General features: G+C 75.1%; 14 protein-coding genes. 3 read left to right on the top strand and 11 right to left on the bottom strand.

From position 1 onward, the window contains the following. Window positions 1–518 precede the first annotated feature (518 nt). Complete coding sequence (locus tag IE98_RS0105955; RefSeq protein WP_159400838.1) at window positions 519–2,012, top strand: hypothetical protein; 1,494 nt, start codon at window positions 519–521, stop codon at window positions 2,010–2,012. A gap of 113 nt (window positions 2,013–2,125) precedes the next feature. On the opposite strand, the gene IE98_RS0105950 is transcribed toward IE98_RS0105955, so the two are convergent. The 4 genes from IE98_RS0105950 to IE98_RS0105935 form a co-directional block, all read right to left on the bottom strand. After that, on the bottom strand, window positions 2,126–3,502 hold the full coding sequence (locus IE98_RS0105950; protein ID WP_030265266.1) for a S53 family peptidase: 1,377 nt from the start codon (window positions 3,500–3,502) through the stop codon (window positions 2,126–2,128). Between the two features lie 206 nt (window positions 3,503–3,708). Next, on the bottom strand, window positions 3,709–4,467 hold the full coding sequence (gene fabG / locus IE98_RS0105945) for a 3-oxoacyl-ACP reductase FabG (protein ID WP_030265263.1): 759 nt from the start codon (window positions 4,465–4,467) through the stop codon (window positions 3,709–3,711). A gap of 11 nt (window positions 4,468–4,478) precedes the next feature. Continuing rightward, window positions 4,479–5,666: a thiolase family protein gene (locus tag IE98_RS0105940; RefSeq protein ID WP_030265261.1), complete on the bottom strand. Its 1,188-nt coding sequence runs from the start codon at window positions 5,664–5,666 to the stop codon at window positions 4,479–4,481. 27 nt (window positions 5,667–5,693) lie between these two features. Beyond that, the gene (locus IE98_RS0105935; protein ID WP_030265260.1) at window positions 5,694–6,842 is read right to left on the bottom strand and encodes an acyl-CoA dehydrogenase family protein; all 1,149 of its coding nucleotides are present in this window, start codon (window positions 6,840–6,842) and stop codon (window positions 5,694–5,696) included. A gap of 124 nt (window positions 6,843–6,966) precedes the next feature. Here IE98_RS0105935 and IE98_RS0105930 point away from each other — a divergent pair, with 124 nt between their 5' ends. Together IE98_RS0105930 and IE98_RS0105925 are read left to right on the top strand one after the other, a co-directional pair. Continuing rightward, window positions 6,967–7,605, top strand: a complete 639-nt coding sequence (locus IE98_RS0105930; RefSeq protein WP_030265258.1) for a TetR/AcrR family transcriptional regulator — start codon at window positions 6,967–6,969, stop codon at window positions 7,603–7,605. 124 nt (window positions 7,606–7,729) lie between these two features. After that, window positions 7,730–8,926: a serine hydrolase domain-containing protein gene (locus IE98_RS0105925; protein ID WP_234443423.1), complete on the top strand. Its 1,197-nt coding sequence runs from the start codon at window positions 7,730–7,732 to the stop codon at window positions 8,924–8,926. Here the strand turns inward: IE98_RS0105925 and IE98_RS0105920 are convergent. From IE98_RS0105920 to egtA, 7 genes are all read right to left on the bottom strand, one after another. Continuing rightward, entirely contained in the window at window positions 8,907–10,133 is a 1,227-nt protein-coding gene (locus IE98_RS0105920; protein ID WP_234443422.1) for an aminoglycoside phosphotransferase family protein, read from the bottom strand. The genes IE98_RS0105925 and IE98_RS0105920 overlap by 20 nt on opposite strands. 52 nt (window positions 10,134–10,185) lie before the next feature. After that, window positions 10,186–11,391: a nitric oxide synthase oxygenase gene (locus IE98_RS0105915; protein WP_106976522.1), complete on the bottom strand. Its 1,206-nt coding sequence runs from the start codon at window positions 11,389–11,391 to the stop codon at window positions 10,186–10,188. A 188-nt stretch (window positions 11,392–11,579) separates the two neighbouring features. Then, window positions 11,580–13,028 carry a sugar porter family MFS transporter gene (locus tag IE98_RS0105910; protein ID WP_078660797.1) on the bottom strand — a complete coding sequence of 483 codons (1,449 nt, stop codon included), beginning with the start codon at window positions 13,026–13,028 and terminating at the stop codon, window positions 11,580–11,582. Between the two features lie 121 nt (window positions 13,029–13,149). Next, window positions 13,150–14,121, bottom strand: coding sequence for an L-histidine N(alpha)-methyltransferase (egtD, locus tag IE98_RS0105905; protein WP_030265242.1), 972 nt, complete (start codon window positions 14,119–14,121; stop codon window positions 13,150–13,152). Beyond that, entirely contained in the window at window positions 14,118–14,966 is an 849-nt protein-coding gene (egtC, locus tag IE98_RS0105900) for an ergothioneine biosynthesis protein EgtC (RefSeq protein WP_052390177.1), read from the bottom strand. The genes egtD and egtC overlap by 4 nt, the downstream gene beginning before the upstream one ends. Continuing rightward, complete coding sequence (egtB, locus tag IE98_RS0105895; protein WP_030265236.1) at window positions 14,966–16,306, bottom strand: ergothioneine biosynthesis protein EgtB; 1,341 nt, start codon at window positions 16,304–16,306, stop codon at window positions 14,966–14,968. Before egtB ends, egtC begins: the two co-directional genes overlap by 1 nt. Continuing rightward, window positions 16,300–17,574, bottom strand: a complete 1,275-nt coding sequence (gene egtA / locus IE98_RS0105890; protein WP_063748869.1) for an ergothioneine biosynthesis glutamate--cysteine ligase EgtA — start codon at window positions 17,572–17,574, stop codon at window positions 16,300–16,302. The genes egtB and egtA overlap by 7 nt, the downstream gene beginning before the upstream one ends. Window positions 17,575–17,622 lie beyond the last annotated feature (48 nt).

Raw genomic sequence — 17,622 nt, 5'->3', positions numbered from 1 at the left:
CATCGCGCTGGCAAGGGCGAGGCCGCGGCGGGCGGCGGGGCGGGGCGGTGACCGGGCGTGGCGGACGTGACAGCGGCCTCCGGCGGTGGCGAGCGGAGACCGTTCGACACGGACACGCCCGCGCGGCCGTCCGCGTACCGGCCCGGCGAGGAGCAGGCGGAGCCGCCCGCGCCCATGCCGCACACCGGCTGGACGGCGACCATGCCGGCCATCACCCTGCCGCCCGTACCGTCGCAGCAGCCCCAGCAGCCCCAGCAGCCCCAGCAGCCCCAGCAGCCCCAGCAGCCCCAGCAGCCCCAGCAGCCCCAGCAGCCGCCCGGCCCGGCACCCGCGCCGCCGCCCGTGCCCGCGGCCCCGTCCGGCCCGGCCGTCCCGCCCGGCCAGGCGCCCGCCGGCCTGCCGGCGGCCCCGCAGCTGCGCGGATTCGGCGCCGGCCTGCGCGGCCGGATCCTGGTCGTCGAGGGGGTTACGGCAGCACCGGCCGCCGGCCCTGGGGCCGCGGCAGTGCGCAGGCACCGGTGCTCTCCGCGATGCTGGCGGCGGTCTCCCCGCACGTCCTGCTCGCCTCGGACGCGGTCGACGCCGTCCACCTGCCCGGTGCCGGCGACCCGCAGACCGTCCTCGCCCACCTGCGTGCCGCCGCCCGGCACCCGGGCCCGCTGCTCGTCCACATCGGCGGCCACCTGGTCACCGACCGCCGCGGCGAACAGCTCTTCCTGACGCTGCGTGACGCCCGCTCGCACGACACCCTGCCCTGGCACGCCGTCGCCGCGGAGCTGCAGCACCGCCCGCAGGAGTGGGACACCCTCGTCGTCGGCGACCTGAGCGCCGACCAGACCGCCTGGCCGCTGGTGCAGAGCACGATCTCGCCGCTCACCGACGGCGTGCCGCTGTGGGCCGTGGTCAACCCGGACCCGGACCAGGTCGGCACGTTCACCCGTGCCCTGATCGAGGTGCTGCACGTCGGCGTCCCGGGCGCCGGGCCGGTACTCGCCCCCGAGGAGCTGCGCCGGCAGGTGCACTCGGTGCTCCGGCCGGAGGCCGCCGTCCTCCAGTCGCACGCCCAGGACCGACCGGTCTTCCGCAACACCTCCCGGCAGATCGGCGACACCTCCACCGAGGCCCGGCTCAACGAGTCGCCCCGCCCGTCGGCCGTCCAGCCGAAGCGGCCGGGGGCCCGCCCCGGGCGGCCCCGCCCGGCGGCACCGGCGGCCGCCGCGCCGCGGATCACGCTGGCGAAGACGCAGCAGGAGACGGTACCGCGCGGCCCGGTCTCGCTGCTGAAGCCGGGGGTGCCGCCCACGCCGCCGCGTCCGGCCCGCCCGGTGTCGCTGCTCAAGCGGCTGCCCGGCGACCCGCCCGCGCTCGCGCCGGAGACGGCCGCGCCGGCCGAGGCGCTCGCGGTGCCCGAGGTGTCCGGCACCGCCCCCGGCACACCGCCGGCGCGGGTCGTGCTGGGCAAGCGGACGGACCGGGTCGAACTCGGCAAGCAGGCCGGCGCCGAGGCGGCCCCGGCCGCAGAAGCAGTCGCCGACGCCGTTGAACAGGCCGCGGAGCCGGCCCGGGAGCCGGTGGCGGACTACCGGGACGCGGTGGGCCGGATCGTCCGGGCCGCCGACGCGGGTGAGCACGACACCGCCGCCGAACTCGCCCTCGCCCTGGAGGAGGAGGCGGTGGCCGCGCACGGCACGGCCGCGCCGGAGGTGCTCCAGGTCCGTCAGGTCCGTGCGCACGTCTCCCGGCTGGCGGGCCGTACGGTGCTGGCGGCCGACCTGTACCGCGAGGTGGCGCTGGCGCTGCTGGGCACCGCCGGCGCGGAGGACCCGGAGACCCAGCGGGCGGCGACCAACGCCGAGGCCTGCTGGCGCGCGGTGGCCGACCCGGCCGAGGCGATCAGGATCGCCCCGGAGATCATCGAACTGCGGGCCCACCTGCCGGGCCCGGACGGCCGCAAGCTGCGGGCGGCGGAGCGCTACCTCGCCAAGCTGGCCGCGGCGGCCGCCGAGGGCTGACGCACGGCCGGACCCCGCGGACGCCGCGGGGCCGCCCCGCCGGCAGCGGCGGGACGGCCCGGTCGGGCAGGTCGTTCAGGTCGTGCAGGTGTCGGCGGGTCGTGCGGGACGGGTCAGTGCCCGGCGAGCGCGTGCACGAAGCGGGTGCCGTCCACCGTGCCGAGGCCGGAGGCCAGGTCGTAGCCGGGGGCCGCCTGGTAGCCCGTCACCTTGTCCCAGGAGTTGTCGCCCGCGGTGACGTCGTTGATGCCGCTCCACTTGGCGGGCAGCATCGCCAGGCCGTACATCCGCCAGTTCAGCTGGCCGAGGCGGTGCCCGGCGAGCTGGTCGGCGAGCGCGACGACGCCCGAGAAGATCGGGGTGGCCTCGCTGGTGCCGCCGGTGAGGTGCCAGCCGACCCGGGTCGGGTCGTACGACTCGTACGTCCAGGCCGCGCCGTCGACGGCGGCGCTCATCGAGATGTCCGGGGTGCCGCGGTGGTTGCCCGTCACCTTCGCGACGCCGGCCTGGTACCAGGGGCGCTCGAAGACGCCGGAGACGCCGCCGCCGGCCGCGCCGTAGTCGTCGTGCCAGACCTTGTCGGGTGCGGTGCGGACGCCCTTGTCGTCCAGGGTGAGCTGGGTGCCGCCGACGGAGGTGACCAGCGGGTCCGCGGACGGCCAGGAGTTGACCTTGTACGGGTACAGGTCGGAGCCGTTCTCCATGGCGTCGGTCGCGCCGTTGTCGCCGGAGGCGGCGAGCACGGTGACGTTCCGGGCGGCGGCGTCCTTGAAGGCGTACCGCAGCTTCTCGATCGACGAGAAGTCGTGCTTGTCGAAGCCGGGGAAGGTGTTCTCGGTGGCGCCGAAGCTCTGCGAGATCACGTCGGCGCGGCCGGAGCGGATCATCGCCTTCTCGGCGTCCATCATCTCCGGCAGGCCGGTGACGCCCTCGGTCTCGGCGACGCCGGTCTCGACCAGCACGATGTGTGCGTCGGGGGCGATCGCGTGGGCGTACTCGACGTCGAGGGTGGTCTCGCCGGCCCAGCCGGTGTGGTCCCCGTTGGTGGGGTCGAAGGGCGGCACGTCGCCCCACTTGACCACCTCGACGTTGGTGTCGGGCAGCCCCCACTGCTTGTCGAACACCTCCAGGTCGTGCTGGATCGTCGGGGAGCCGAAGGAGTCGACGATGACGATCGTCCGGCCCTTGCCGGTGACGCCCTGCCGGTACAGCGGGTCGAGGTTGTAGGCGGTGCGGTACTGCAACGGCGAGTAGCAGTGGATGCCGATCTGTGCGACGCACTCGGCGGTGGATATCGGGGCGGTGCGGCCGGCCGCGCTGATGTGGCCGGTCGACGCGGGCCGGACGTGGACGGACGGCCCGCTGAGGGCGGACCCGGCGGCCGGCCGGGCGACGGCGGTGCCGCCGGCCAGGGCGGTGGCCCCGACGGCGAGCAGCGCGAGCGCCCGGACGGTGGAGCGGGAACCCGCGGTGACGGGATGCGTGCCCATGGGACTCCTCGGTGGAGGGGTGCCGACCGGTCGGTCGGCACCCCACATCCCACCGGGCCCGGGCCCGTTGATCCATAGTCACCCCGGGGCCGTCGCCCCCACCGCACTGGGCCACCGGATCGGGTAAAGGCCGTCCCCGATTTGGGTAATTCCGTCCGCGGCCGGGACCGCGGGGGCGGCCGTTCCGAGGCGGGCGACGGCTCCCGTCAGCGGGCGCCGCCGTTGATGTAGAGGGTCTGTCCGCTCACGTACGAGGCGTCCTCGCTGGCCAGGAAGGCGACCACCGAGGCGACCTCCTCCGGCTGGCCGACCCGCCGCAGCGGGGTCCGCTCGGCCGCCATCGCCTGGTGGTCCTCGGCGGAGGCGCCGACCCGCTCGGCGGTGGAGGCGGTCATCGCGGTGGCGATGTAGCCGGGGGCGACCGCGTTCACGTTGATGTTGAACGGGCCGAGCTCGATCGCCAGGGTGGCGGTGAGGCCCTGGATGCCGGCCTTGGCGGCGGCGTAGTTGGCCTGGCCGCGGTTGCCGAGCGCCGAGCGCGAGCTCAGCGAGACGATCTTGCCGTACTTCTGCTTCACCATGTACTTCTGCGCCACGTGGCTGCAGTTGTAGGCGCTGGTGAGGTTGACGGTGAGGACGGCGTCCCAGTCGTTCTTCGCCATCTTGAAGAACAGGTTGTCCCGGGTGATGCCGGCGTTGTTGATCAGGACGTGCAGCGCCCCGAGGTCCTCGACGACCTGCGCGAAGACGGCCTCCACCGCGTCGTAGTCGGCCACGTCGCAGCCGTACGCGCGGGCGGTGCCGCCCTTGGCGTTGATGGCGTCGACGGTGGCCTGCGCCCGCTCGGCGGTGAGGTCGACGACGGCCACGGCCGCGCCCTCCTCGGCGAGCCGGGCGGCGGTGGCCGCGCCGATGCCCTGGGCGGCGCCGGTCACCACGGCGACCTTGCCTGCGAATCGCGTCATCTGATCTGCCCTCAGTTCTTCTCGACGAGTACGGCGGTGCCCTGTCCGACACCGACGCACATGGTGGCCAGGCCGCGCCGGGCGCCGGTCCGGCGCATCCGGTGCAGCAGGGTGGTGAGGATGCGGGCGCCGGAGCCGCCCAGCGGGTGGCCGAGCGCGATGGCTCCGCCGCTCGGGTTGACCAGGTCGTGGTCGAAGCCGAGCTCGTCGACGCAGGCGAGCGCCTGGGCCGCGAAGGCCTCGTTGAACTCGGCCTCCTCGACGTCGCCGACCTGCCAGCCGGCCCGGGCCAGCACCTTGCGGGTGGCGGGGACGGGGCCGATGCCCATGACGTCCGGGTGCACACCGGCCGAGGCGCCGGCCACGTAGCGGCCGAGCGGCTCCAGGCCGAGCCGGCCGAGCGCCTCCTCGGAGACCAGCAGCAGGGCGGCGGCGCCGTCGTTCATCGGCGAGGCGTTGCCGGCGGTGACGGTGCCGCCGGCCCGGAAGACCGGCTTGAGGCGGGCCAGCTTCTCCAGGGTGGTGTCCTCGCGGATCGACTCGTCCTCGGAGACGGTGACCCCGTCCGGCCGGACGACCGGCAGCAGTTCGGCGTCGAAGTGGCCGTCCTTGCGGGCGGCGGCGGCCCGCTGGTGGCTGCGCAGCGCGAAGGCGTCCTGCTGCTCGCGGGTGACGCCGAACCGCGCGGCGACCTCCTCCGCGGTCTCGCCCATGGAGAGGACGCCGTGCAGCTCCTTCATACGCGGATTGGTGAGCCGCCAGCCGAGCCGGGTGTCGAAGGTCTCCATCCGGTGCGGCATCGCCTCGTCGGGGCGGGGCAGCACGAAGGGGGCGCGGGTCATCGACTCGCAGCCGCCGGCGACGACGACCTCGGCCTCGCCGGAGCCGATCGTCCGGGCGGCGCTGGTGACGGCCTCCATGCCGGACGCGCACAGCCGGTTGACGGTGGCGCCGGGGATGCTGTCGGGCAGTCCGGCGAGCAGCACGGCCATCCGGGCGGCGTTGCGGTTGTCCTCGCCGGCCTGGTTGGCGGCGCCCCAGTAGACGTCGTCGATGAGGGCCGGGTCGAGCTGCGGCACGTCGGCCAGCAGGCCGGCGAGGACGGCGGCCGACAGGTCGTCGGGCCGGACGGTGGACAGCGCACCGCGCAGCCGCCCGATCGGGGTGCGGCGGGCGGCGGCGAAGTAGACGGGACGCACTTCGTCGGGCTCCTGTTCTCGTGGGTTCTAGAACGCGTTGATGCCGGTCAGGGATCGCCCGATCAGCAGCTTGTGGATCTGGCTGGTGCCCTCGTAGAGGGTCATGACCCGCGCGTCGCGCAGGTACTTGCCGACGGGGTACTCGTCGATGAAGCCGTAGCCGCCGAACACCTGCAGGGCGTTGTTGGCGGCGCGCACCGCCGCCTCGCTGGCGTACAGCTTGGCGGTGGAGGACTCGGTGGCGAAGGGCAGGCCGCGCTCGATCAGGTCGGCGACCCTCCAGGTGAGCAGCCGGGACGCCTCGACGTCGACGGCGATGTCGGCGAGCAGCTCCTGCACCAGCTGGTGGGAGGCGATCGGCTTGCCGAACTGCTCGCGCTCGCCGGCGTACTTCACGGCGGCCTCCAGGCAGGCCCGGGCGATGCCGACGCAGCCGGCCGCGACCGACATCCGGCCCTTGGCGAGCGCGGACATCGCGACCCGGAAGCCCTGCCCCTCGGCGCCGAGCCGGGCGCTGTCCGGCACCCGGACGCCGTCGAGCACGAGCTCGGCGGTGGCCTGGCCGCGCAGCCCGAGCTTGCCGTGGATCGTGCGCCGCTCGAAGCCGGGCAGGCCGGTCTCCACCAGGAAGGCGGTGATGCCCCGGTGGCCCGGCTCGCCGGTGCGGGCGAAGACCAGGGCGACCTCGGCCCAGGTGCCGTTGGTGATGAACGTCTTGCCGCCGGTGATCAGCCAGTCGCCGCCGTCGCGGACGGCCCGGGTGGTCAGGTTCGCGGCGTCGGAGCCGGTGCCGGGCTCGGTGAGGGCGAAGCAGCCGAGCGCCTCGCCGGCGGTGAGCCGGGGCAGCCAGGCCCGCTTCTGCTCCTCGGTGCCGTACCCGGCGATCGACTTGCCGACCAGGCCGAGCGAGACGGAGACGATGCCGCGCACCGCGGAGTCGCCGCGGCCGAGCTCCTCCAGCACCAGGCAGTACGCCAGGTGGTCGCCGCCGCTGCCGCCGTACTCCTCGGGGATCGTCAGGCCGAGGAAGCCGATCTTGCCGAGCTCGCCGACGATGCCGCGGTCCACGGACTCGGCGCGGTCCCAGGCGGCCGCGTGCGGCACGATCTCGCGGTCGGTGAAGGCCGCGGCGAGGTCGCGGACGGCGGCCTGCTCCTCGGACAGCTCAAGATCCATGGCGGCGGACGCTCCATAAACTAGCAGTGCAAGTTTTAATGGGAGCGTAGCCCCACCGCGCCGCCCGCGGAAGGGCCGCCTGCAAGAATGTGCGACACCCCACCCGATCGGAGGCCGCGACCGCATGGCCCGCCCGCGCACCCCGCTGCTCAGCCGCGAGCGGATCGTCGCCGCCGCGCTCTCCCTGGTCGACGCCGACGGCCTGGACGCGCTCTCCACCCGCCGCCTCGCCACCGAGCTCTCGGTCAGCGGGCCCTCCCTCTACAACCACTTCGCCACCAAGGACGACCTCCTCGACGCCGTCGTCGACAGCGTGATGGGCGAGGTCGACCTGTCGATGTTCGACGCACCGGAGGACTGGAGCACCGCCCTGCGCGACTGGGCCCGCAGCTACCGCGCCGCCCTCGCAGCCCACCCCAACGTCGTCCCCGTGCTCGCCCAGGGCCCCGGCCGGCGCCCCAACGCGCTGCGCCTCGCCGACGCCGTCTTCGGCTGCCTCGTGGACGCCGGCTGGCCGCGCGGCCAGGCCACCCGGATCGGCGCCCTGATGCGCTACTTCATCACCGGCTCCGCCCTCGGCTCCTTCGCCGGCGGCTTCCCCGAGGACGCCGCCGTCTACGCCGCCGACTACCCCCACCTCGGCGAGGCCCACCTGCTCGCCGAACACCGCCGCGCGATCGACGAGGGCGCCTTCGAGACCGGCCTCGCAGCCCTCCTCGACGGCCTCGCCCTCCGCCACCCCGCCACCGGCCGGGAAGGGTAGCGAGACCTCGGCGGCGCGCCCCGCACGCCCCAACGGGTCACACCCGCGTCCCATGCGTTTGCCCGCTCCGACGGGCGGTCATCACTGGCTGCTGTCCCCTCGGTCCGTCCACCCGGAGCCCACCGTGCAGCCACCGCCCCGCCCGGCCCGCACCCGCCGCCGGCCCCTGCGCCCCGCCGCCGTCCTGGCCGCGGCCCTCGCCCTGACCGGCCTGCTGCCCGGCACCGCGCTGGCCGGCGGCCACGGAGGCGGCCAGGACGGCCCGTCGCCCGACCGCGCACTGCGCGAGCTGGTCACCGCCCCCGGCGGCCCGCCCGGTGCCATCGCCGTCCTGCGGTACGGCGACCGCACCGAGGTCCACCGGGCCGGCACCGCCGAGATCGGCACCGGCCGCCGGCCCCGCACCACCGACCACATGCGGATCGCCAGCGCCGCCAAGGCCTTCAGCGGCGCCGTCACCCTGCGGCTGGTCGACCGCGGTGTCCTCGGTCTGGACGACACCATCGGCGAACGGCTGCCCGACCTGCCCGTCGCCTGGCACGCGGTGACGCTGCGCCAGCTGCTCCAGCACACCAGTGGCCTGCCCGACTACAGCGAGTCGGCCGCCTTCCGGGCCGTCATCACCGCCGACCCGCACCACGTCTTCGACCCGCACCACCTGCTGGACTACGTCTTCGACCAGCCGCTGGGCTTCGCCCCCGGCACGCAGTACCGGTACTCCAACTCGGACAACACCGCGGCCGCCCTGATGGCCGAGGCCGCGACCGGCCGCCCGTACGAGCGGCTCCTCGCCCGCCTGGTGACCCGCCCGCTCGGCCTGACCGAGACCACCCTGCCGCGCGGCTACGAACTGCCCGAGCCGTACCTGCACGGCTACGACGTCGTCCCGCCCGACCCGCCGGAGGACGTCTCCACCCTGTTCGGCGCCTCCGGCGCCTGGGCCTCGGGCGGCATCGTCTCCACCCCGGCCGACCTGTCCGCCTTCATCCGGGCCTACGGCGGCGACGGCTTCCTGACGCCCCCGACCCGGCAGCAGCAGACGGACTGGGTGCCCGGCGCGTCCGAACCCGCCGGGCCCGGCACCAACGCGGCCGGGCTCGCCCTCTTCCGCTACACCACCCGCTGCGGCGTCGTGTACGGCCACACCGGCAACACCGCCGGCTACACCCAGTTCGCGGCGGCCACCCCGGACGGCCGCCGCGCGGTGACGGTCTCCGTCACCGAGCAGATCAGTCAGCGCACCCGGCCCGCCCTGCTCGCGCAACTGCGGGCCGTCGAGGAGGACTTCGTCTGCCGGCTGCTCAACGGCCCGGGACACTGAGGGCGTCGGCCGCCGCCAGTGCGGCCCGCACCTCGGAGGCCGGATCGCCCTCGTGGTAGATCCGCTCGCTGTGCTCGATCCCGTCCAGGAACTCCTGGTAGCGGACGGCGTAGCCCAGGTGCACCAGCGGTGCCGCGAGCTCCAGTGCGTGCAGCGGGTCCGAGCCCGGGGCGGCGGCCGACCAGGCCGCCGCCCACAGGCCCCGGACGTCCGCCCAGCGCTGCTCGCCGAGGAAGTCCCGCGGCCGCAGCCCGTCGAAGGCCGGATGCCCGAAGAAGGCGTCCGAGAAGTCGACCAGCACCGTGGCGCGGCCGTCCGAGCGGTAGTTGCCCGGGTGGAAGTCGCCGTGCACCAGGGTGAGCGGCAGCCTGCAGGCGTCCAGCGCGTCGATCACCGCGGGCAGGGCGTCCAGCAGTGCGCGGGCCCGTTCCCGCTCCTGCGCCGACAGGTCGTCCAGCCGGGGCAGCAGCTCCGCGGCCTGCTCCAGCACCCGCCGCGGCGAGCGGTCGCGCAGCCCGTGCGCCGCGGGGTCGGCGGCCAGCTCCGCGGCCAGCCCGGCCTGCACGGCGACCGTCCGCCCGACCGCGTCCAGCATGGCGTCCTCGGGCAGGCCCCAGCAGTCCTCGCCCGGCACGTGCTCCAGCAGCAGCCGGCCGGGCGCCGCGGCGATCACCCCCGGTACCAGCCCCGGGTCCACCGAGGCGACCAGGGCGATCGGCCGGTGCTCGTCCGTGCCGAACGGCGGCGTGGTCTTCAGCCAGACCGGCCCGCCCGCGGTGGGGATCCGGACCAGACCCGACAGGTTCCAGCTCTTCACCTGCTCGGCCGGGCCGATCGCCGGGCGGCCGCAGGCGCGGAGCGCCTCCTCGGCCCAGTCCAGCGCGGCCCGCAGGCCCCCGGGGGTGGCCCAGGCCGCCCGCTGCGGGTCCTCCGCCAGCCGGACGGACCCCTCGTCGAGCACGGCCTCCGGCCGGCGCAGCGCCTCCGCGTGGTACACCACGTGCCCGCCCCGCCCGGCCTCCCCGCCGGTCACGGACACCAGGCGCAGCACCAGCACCGGCACCCCGAGCCGCTGCTCCAGCCCCCGCGCGACCGGCCCGACCTCCTGCCAGCGCGGATGGTCCACCGGGAACGGCCCGACCTCCCCCAGCCGTTCGCCGCCGAAGGTCACCACTGCCGTCACGCTGCGCTGCACGCTCTGATCCACCCGCGCATTGTGACCACCCGTCAGCCTCCCGGCCAGCGATTTTCGGCGCCGCTCAGGGCGCCCCCTCGTCCCTGGCCAGGAAGGCCGGCCGCAGGTCCGGGTCGACCGGGTCGTAGTACCGGTGGTACACGGGCGTCAGCCCGCCCGAGACCGGCGGCACGATCCAGCTCCAGTCCGCCGGTACGGGCCGCCCGTGCCGCTGCTCGCGGGCCACGTGCGCCAGGAACCGGGCCGACTCCGTGTGGTGGTCCGCCATGGTGACCCCCGCCCGCTCGTACGAGTGCAGGACGGCCACGTTCAGTTCGACGAGCGCCCGGTCCCGCCAGAGCGTCCGCTCCGACCCGGTGTCGAGGCCGAGCCGCCGGGCCACCTCGCCGAGCATGTCGTACCGGTCGGCGTCGGCCAGGTTCCGGGCGCCGATCTCCGTCCCCATGTACCAGCCGTTGAACGGGGCCGCCGGGTACCGGACGCCGCCGATCTCCAGGGTCATGTCGCTGATCGCCGGTACGGCGTACCAGCGCAGGCCGAGTCCGGCGAACCACGCGTGCTCGGGGTGCCGCAGCGGAACCTCCAGTACCGCGTCGTCCGGCAGCTCGTACCAGCGCGGCTCCTCGTCCGGCCGTTGCCGGATCATCAGCGGCAGTACGTCGAACCGGTCCTCGCCGCACTTCCAGCCGAGGTCCCGGGCCCGTCCGGCGAGCGCGGCACCGGCCGGGTCGCCGGTCCAGCCGCCCGCCCCGTCGGGGTGGCCGGCATAGCGGACCAGCTGCTGGTTGAGGATGCGCGGTGCGGGCCGCCCCGGGCGGTCCGGGGCGAAGACGGAGATCACCGGCCGGATCCGGCCGCCGTTGGTGGCCGTCCGCAAGTGCTCGAAGCACTCCTCGGCCATCGCGTCCGGGGTGTCGACGTGCCGCAGGTCGCGGACGACGAGGCTGCGCCAGTAGAGACGGCCGATGCACCGGGCGGCGTTGCGCCAGGCCACCCGGGCGCCGAAGGCGAGCTCCTCGGCGGTGTGCCGGTAGCTGCCGGTCCGTTCGATCTCGGCGAGCACCTGGCGGACCCGCGGGGCGGGGTCGCCGGTGCCCGGCTGCTCGCGGTGGAACTGGCGGACGAAGGCGACGGCCCCGCCCACCAGCGCGTCCACCGGTGGCGGTGGCGCGGCGGGGACGGGTGCCGCCGGGGCCTGCGGCACGTGCTGGTGGGCGTACGGGCAGGCCGCGGCGGGTCTGCGGGTGGTGCTCAGCCGACGGAAGATCAAGGACGCTCCCTCCCTGGCGTCATGGGTACCGGATGTGCCGGACCGTGCGCGGAGAGTGCGCGATTGTGCCGCGGCCCGCCACGGCGAGCGCTAAGGTGCCCCAGCCCCGTCGCAGGTGCTGCCGGCCGGACACGGCGAAGGGCGCCCGCACCCGCGGACGCCCCTCGGTGGCCGGTGGGCCGGCCGGATCAGCCCATGTCCTCCAGGCGGATCCCCTTGGTCTCCTTCATGAAGCGCGCCACGAAGACGACCGAGCCGAGCGCGAACGCCGCGTACAGGGCGTAGGTCGCCGAGAGGTTCCAGCGGGACATCGCCGGGAACGACACGGTGATCGCCCAGTTGGCCAGCCACTGCGCGGAGGCCGCGACGGAGAGCGCGGCGGCCCGGATCCGGTTGGGGAACATCTCGCCGAGCATGACCCAGACGACGACGCCCCAGGAGAGCGCGAAGAACAGTACGAACAGGTTGGCCGAGACGAGCGCCACCGTGCCCTGCAGGTCGGGCAGGGTCACGTCGTCGCCGGTGCCGGTGGCGGAGGAGAAGGCCCAGGCGGCGGCGCCGAGGGTGACCGCCATGCCGGCCGAGCCGATCAGGGCGAGCGGCTTGCGCCCGATCCGGTCGACCAGCAGGACGGCGATCGCGGTACCGGCGATGTTGATCACCGAGCCGATGAAGCTGATCATCAGCGAGTTGCTCTGGTCGATGCCGACGGACTGCCAGAGGATCGACGAGTAGTAGAAGATCACGTTGATGCCGACGAGCTGCTGGAAGACCGAGAGGCCGATGCCGACCCAGACGATCGGCAGCAGGCCGGCCCGGCCGCCGAGCAGGTCGCGGAAGCGCGGCCGGTGGTCGGAGGCGATCAGGCCGCGGATCTCGGCGATCCGGGCGTCGGTGTCCGTCCCCTCGCCCTCGACGTCGCGGAGCACCGAGCGGGCCTCGTCCAGCCGTCCGGCGGAGATCAGGAAACGCGGGGACTCCGGGATCATCGCCGACATCACGAAGTAGAGCACCGCCGGCAGCACGCAGATGCCGAGCATCCACTGCCAGGCCTCCAGACCGAGCAGGCTGCCGCGGGTGTCGCCGTCCGCGGCCTCGGCGAGCACCCAGTTGACCAGCTGGGAGACGGCGATGCCGAGCACGATGGCGGCCTGCTGGAAGGAGGCGAGCCGGCCGCGGTACCGGGTCGGGGCGACCTCGGCGATGTAGGTCGGGGCGATCACCGAGGCGATGCCGATCGCGGCGCCGCCGAGGACGCGCCAGGCGGCGAGGTCCCAGGCGGAGAAGGGCAGCATCGAGCCGACGGCGCTGAGCGCGAACAGCACGGCGGCGGCCTTCATCACCCGGATCCGGCCGTAGCGGTCGGCGAACCGGCCGGCCAGGGCGGCGCCCACCGCGGAGCCGAGCAGCGCGGAGGAGACGATCAGCCCGGTGACGCCGTCCCCGATCCCGAACCGGGCCTGGATGCCGGAGACGGCGCCGTTGATCACCGAGCTGTCGTAGCCGAACAGGAAGCCGCCGAGCGCGGCCGCCGCCGTGATGAAGACCACGAAGCCGAGTCGGTCCGGCGACTGCGCGCGGGCCGCTACGGGCTGTTGGGTGACGCTCACGATCTCTGACTCCTGTGTACTCGACATTGAGAGAGGCGTCAGGATCGTACCCCCGGTCCGTTCAGCACATGTACGCACTATCCGGTCAATGGGGCAAACCACTCCGGTCGGGCGTTCAAGAGCTGAATCGTATGAGGATTCGGATGGATCAGACGGGCTCCGCCAGCGACAGCCCGAACCGGCCCTCGGTGTCCGTCCACCAGTGGGTCAGCCGCAGGCCCGCCGCCGCCAGCTCCCGGGCCACCCGCTCCCGGCGGAACTTCGCGGACACCTCCGTCCGCAGCTCCTCGCCCGCGTCGAAGTGCACCGGCAGGTCCAGCGCAGGGATCTTCACCGTCTGGTCGCGGACGGAGCGCAGCCGCATCTCGATCCACTCCTGCTCGGTGTCCCAGAACGCCACGTGCTCGAAGGCGTCCGGGTCGAAGTCGGCGTCCAGCTCCCGGTCGAGCACGTTCAGCACGTTCTTGTTGAACTCCGCCGTCACCCCGGCCGCGTCGTCGTACGCCGCGACCAGCACCGCCGGGTCCTTCACCAGGTCGGTGCCGAGCAGCAGCGCGTCGCCCGGCTCCATGGCCCGCCGCAGGGTCCGCAGGAAGCCGGCCCGCTCGGCGGGCACGAAGTTGCCGAGCGTGCCGCCGAGGAAGGCCACCAGTCTCGGCCCGCCACCGGGCGGCAGGCCCAGCCCCTGGGTGAAGTCGGAGAGCACCGCGTGCACGTCGGTGCCCGGGTAGTCGGCGATCAGCGCCTTGCCCGCGGCCTCCAGCGCGCTCTCGCTGACGTCCACCGGCACGTACCCGCGCAGGGTGCCGATCCCGTTCAGCGCGTCCAGCAGCAGACGGGTCTTCTCGGACGAGCCGGACCCGAGCTCCACCAGGGTGCGGGCCCGGGTGAGCGCGGCGATCTCCTCGGCCCGGTCGGTGAGGATCTCCCGCTCGGCCCGGGTCGGGTAGTACTCGGGCAGCCGGGTGATCTCCTCGAACAGCTCGCTGCCCCGCGCGTCGTAGAACCACTTCGGCGGCAGCCACTTGGGACTCGCCGTCAGGCCCCGCTGCACGTCGTGCCGTAGCGCGTGGCTGAAGTGGTCGGCGGGCAGCAGGCGGGTCAGGTCGTAGGTGCTCACGGCGAGTCGTCCTCTCGCGTCGGGCGGCCGGGCTCCGGTACGGGCCGGCCGCTCTCCTCCTCGGTGCGCCCCGGTCGGGCGGACCCCGGTGCAGCGGGCGCCTGTTCGGCGCGGTCGATCGGGTGCAGCGCCACGCCCGCCGGTCCGGCGAGCAGCAGCGTGCGGTCGGGGACCTCGATCCAGCCGGGCCCGTCGTCGTAGGGCTCCGAGGCGACCACCACACCCGGGCCCGAGCGGTGGAAGAGCGTGTCGCCCCAGGCCGTCGCGGCGATCGAGGTCCCGTCGGTGACGAGCAGGTTGAGCCTGGCGTCGCCGTACTTGGCGGCCTCGCGCACGGTGTCGGCCACGGCCTCGCCGAGCTCGGCGCCGGTGCGCAGCCGGGCCAGCAGCAGCGCCCAGAGCAGGGCCGAGTCGCTGCGCGCCTCCAGCGCCATCAGGTCGGCCGGCGGCAGGGTGGCGGCGAGCGGGCCGTACCGCTCCGGCCAGCCCGGCAGGGCGCCGTTGTGGCTGAACAGCAGCCGCCCGGCGGCGAACGGCGCGGCGGCGGCCTCGCCGGGCGCGCAGCCGGCGGTGGCCGAGCGGACGGCGGCCAGCAGCGCCCGGGTGCGCACCACCCGGGCGAGGTCGGCGAGGTTCTCGTCCGCCCAGATCGGCCCGGCCCGGCGGTACCGGGCCGGCCGCTCGTCGCCCGCCGCGTACCAGCCGACCCCGAAGCCGTCGGCGTTCACCGTGCCGTACCGCTGCCGCCGGGGCGCCCAGGACTGCCGGACGAGCCCGAACGGCGGGTCGAACAGCAGCGCGCCGAGCGGCAGTTCACCGCCCAGGTAGGCGAGGTGGCGGCACATCAGGCGCCCTCCGTGCCGCTGGCGGCGTCGGCGGAGCGGGCGGTGCGGAACCCGGCGAAGATCTGCCGCCGGACGGGGTAGTCCCAGTTGCGGAAGGTCCCGCGGCAGGCGACCGGCGCCACCGCGAAGGAACCGCCGCGCAGCACCTTGTACTCCGGGCCGAAGAACACCTCGGAGTACTCCTTGTACGGCCACGGGGCGAAGCCGGGGTAGGGCAGGAAGTCGCTCGCCGTCCACTCCCAGACGTCGCCGATCAGCTGCCGGGCGCCGCAGGGGGCGGTGCCCTCCGGGTAGCTGCCGGCCGGGGCGGGCTGCAGATGGCGCTGGCCGAGGTTGGCGTGCTCGGCGGCGGGCGGCTCGTCCCCCCAGGGGTAGCGCCGGGAGCGGCCGGTGGCCGGGTCGAAGCGGGCGGCCTTCTCCCACTCGGCCTCGGTGGGCAGCCGCCGCCCGGCCCAGCGGGCGTACGCGTCGGCCTCGTACCAGCTCACGTGCAGCACCGGCTCGTCCGGCGGCACGGGTTCGACGGTGCCGAACCGGCGGCGCAGCCACTGGCCGCCGTCCCGGCTCCAGAAGAGCGGGGCGACCAGGCCGGCCTGCGTCCGGTGCTCCCAGCCGGCCGGTGTCCACCAGCGCGGTTCCCGGTAGCCGCCGTCCTCGACGAAGGCCAGGTAGGCGGCGTTGGTGACGGGCACGGTGTCGAGCCAGTACGCGGGCAGCTCCACCCGGTGCGCGGGCCGCTCGTTGTCCAGCGCCCAGGGTTCGGTGTCGGTGCCCATGGTGAACGGGCCCGCGGGGACGAGGACTTCGGCGGGCAGCCGGCCGTCCGTCGCGGCCGGCGGGTGAGGGGCGGCCAGCACGGCGGCGCCCCGGCGCAGCTGATGGGTGATCAGCATCGTCTCGTCGTGCTGCTGTTCGTGCTGGGCGATCATGCCGAAGGCGAAGCCCGCGTCCAGCAGCGGAGCGCCCTCCAGCGGGCTGGCCTCCAGCAGGTCGAGGACCCTGCCGCGGACCTCGTGCGCGTAGCGCCGGGCCTCGTCGGGCGGCAGCAGCGGCAGGCTGGGCCGCTCGGCCCGCGGGTGCTCGAAGGCGTCGTAGAGCGGGTCGATCTCGGGGCGCATCGGGTCGTGGCCGCCGACGTTGCGCAGCAGCCACAGCTCCTCCTGGTTGCCGATGTGCGCGAGGTCCCAGACCAGCGGCGACATCAGGGGGGAGTGCTGGGCGGTGAGGTCGCGGTCGTCGACGCAGCCGGTGAGCCCGGCGGTGCGGTCGCGGGCGGCCAACAGCTCGGTGGCGATCGCCTCGCGGAGCGTCGCCGGGTCGGTGCGGTCGGCGTTCAGCACGGTGCGTCCTCCTCGACGGCGGGACGGCGGCCCGCGCGCACGGCGTCCAGCTGGTCGTCGGCCGGGCAGCGGCCCCGGGCGGGGTAGCGGTCGGCGTACTCCGCCAGGGCGCGGCGCAGTCCGGCGGTCTCGGGCCGGCGGGCGAGCGCCCGCTCGGCGGCGGCGAAGCAGGCGAGCGCGGCCTGCCGCAGTTCGGGGTCGGCGGTGGCGAGAGCGGCGGCCCGCCGCCAGAGGCTGCAGCGCGGCGGCGGCAGCGCCCGGTCGTGGCCGAGCGGTTCCAGCGCGGCGAGCGCGGCGTCGGTCGCCTCCGGGTCGTCGAGCAGCGCCGTCACCAGGGCGAGCGGGACGAGCCAGCCGTCCCCGGGCTGCGCGTCGATCATGCGCAGTTCCAGGTGGCCGCGCGGCCGGACGGGCGGGAAGAGCGTGGTGCGGTGGTACTCGAGGTCGGCGAGGGTGGCGGGCCGCTCACCGGCGCCGCGCAGCCACTGCCGGAAGGTCAGGCCGGGCGGCGCCGTCCAGGGCCGGCCGTCGGGCCGGCGGACGCACAGCACCTCGGCGTCCAGCACGTACCGCGCCCAGGCCTCCCGCGGGTCGCCGCCGGGCGGCGGGGCGAGGGTGCGGGTCGGGTCCATCCGGGACCACACCACCTGCCGACTGGACCGGAACCCGGTCGGCCGGCCGTCCAGCAGCGGGGAGTTGGCGAAGGCGGCGACCAGCACCGGGCCGAGCCGGTGGACGAGCCGCCAGCGGCGGGCGACGGCGGCCTCGGTGCCGGCGTCCACGCAGACCTGGACGGAGGCGGTGCCGGTCATCATGATCCGGCCCCAGGGCCCGGCGCGGTCGAAGAAGGTCTGCATCGCGCGGTAGCGGGGGTGTTCGGCCTGCATCCGGCGGGTCCGGCCGAGCGGATCGGTGCCGCTGCCGGTCAGCCGCAGGCCCTGGTCGGCCAGTGCCGTGCGCAGGGCGGCCTGGTCGCGCAGCAGGTCGGCGGCGCAGGCGGCGGGGGAGTCGGCGGGCCGGGAGCTGAGCTCGACCTGGCCGCCGGGTTCGCGGGTGAAGCGGGAGCCCGCCGGGAAGCGCGGGCCGTCGTGGTCCTCCGGCAGGGCCGCGAGGGCCGCAGCGGTGCGGCCGGGGTCGACCGGCCGCTCGGGACATCGGCTGTCGTGGACGAACCACTCGGCCTCGACGCCGACCAGAGCGGGCGGCCCGATCTTGAAGCAGATTCCGGCCAGATGGGTCTCGGCGGACGCCTCGGTCAGCGGCGTCACGCTGGGTGGCTGTTCGATTCGATCGGTGCTGCGCTGCGGACGGACGGG

This window comes from Streptomyces sp. NRRL B-24484 (assembly GCF_000717715.1).
Lineage (GTDB): Bacteria > Actinomycetota > Actinomycetes > Streptomycetales > Streptomycetaceae > Kitasatospora.
This window is presented reverse-complemented; position numbering and strand designations above follow the sequence as displayed.

Bases quoted from the DNA above. Each gene is read 5' to 3' on its own strand.
- IE98_RS0105950 (WP_030265266.1), bottom strand. From the start codon at position 3,502: ATGGGCACGCATCCCGTCACCGCGGGTTCCCGCTCCACCGTCCGGGCG.
- fabG (WP_030265263.1), bottom strand. From the start codon at position 4,467: ATGACGCGATTCGCAGGCAAGGTCGCCGTGGTGACCGGCGCCGCCCAG.
- IE98_RS0105935 (WP_030265260.1), bottom strand. From the start codon at position 6,842: ATGGATCTTGAGCTGTCCGAGGAGCAGGCCGCCGTCCGCGACCTCGCC.
- IE98_RS0105930 (WP_030265258.1), top strand. From the start codon at position 6,967: ATGGCCCGCCCGCGCACCCCGCTGCTCAGCCGCGAGCGGATCGTCGCC.
- IE98_RS0105910 (WP_078660797.1), bottom strand. From the start codon at position 13,028: ATGTCGAGTACACAGGAGTCAGAGATCGTGAGCGTCACCCAACAGCCC.
- egtC (WP_052390177.1), bottom strand. From the start codon at position 14,966: ATGTGCCGCCACCTCGCCTACCTGGGCGGTGAACTGCCGCTCGGCGCG.